Origin of the sequence: uncultured Methylobacterium sp., from assembly GCF_964244095.1 — a bacterium.
Classification (GTDB): domain Bacteria; phylum Pseudomonadota; class Alphaproteobacteria; order Rhizobiales; family Beijerinckiaceae; genus Methylobacterium.
The window spans coordinates 1-639 of sequence record NZ_CAXTHR010000047.1; the positions used below are offsets into that span (position 1 = coordinate 1).

Below are 639 nucleotides of genomic sequence, written 5' to 3' on the forward strand. Positions count from 1 at the left end.
AGGCGGGGAAGGTCGCGGGCGTGCGCAACACCTGGCGCTTCGACCCGGAGTACACGGCCTTCGTCACGCAGGGGCTCGACACCGATCACGACGGCCGGCTGACGCCCGACGAGCTGGCGGGGCTGGCCGCCGAGAACACCGCGAACCTCGCCGAGTTCGGCTACTTCACCAAGCTGAAGGTGGCTGGCCGGGACCAAGCCTTCTCCGATCCCAAGGAGCCGGCGATGCGCATCGAGGACAAGGCGCTCGTGCTGACCTTCCTCCTGCCGCTCAGGGCGCCGGTGCAGCAGGGGCGGGGCGTCGCCACGCTCGAAGTCTACGACCCGACCTTCTTCGTCGACTTCTCCTACGCGGCGGGGCCCGACGCGGCGACGCTCGCCGGCGCCCCTCAGGGCTGCGCCGCCACCCTGACGCGCCCGAAGGCCGAGCCGCCCAAGGCCGCCCAGGCGGGTTCGCCGGGCATGACCGAGGCGTTCTTCGAGGCGCTCACCGCCGCCTCGAACTACGGCGTCCAGTTCGCCGGCCGGGTGCTGGTCGCATGTCCGTAGGGATCGGCCTCGCGGTCGGCCCCACGCCCGCGCGGCTCGGGCTGCGGTTGGGGCTCGCGGGCGCCGCGATCGGGCTCGCGGCGCTCTCGGC

At 73.6% G+C, this 639-nt stretch carries 2 protein-coding genes (1 of these 2 only partly in view); both read left to right on the top strand.

Features of this window, described 5'->3' with window-relative positions; translation table 11 throughout:
* On the top strand, nt 1-548 hold a 548-nt coding region (locus ACFE86_RS09710), incomplete at its 5' end, for a DUF1007 family protein (protein WP_375455129.1).
* A protein-coding gene (locus ACFE86_RS09715; protein ID WP_375455130.1) for a nickel/cobalt transporter crosses the window boundary here: on the top strand, nt 539-639 show its 5' portion. It continues 868 nt past the right edge of the window; 101 of the gene's 969 nt are visible here — the first part of the coding sequence; the start codon lies at nt 539-541; its stop codon lies off the right edge, out of view. The genes ACFE86_RS09710 and ACFE86_RS09715, both read left to right, overlap by 10 nt.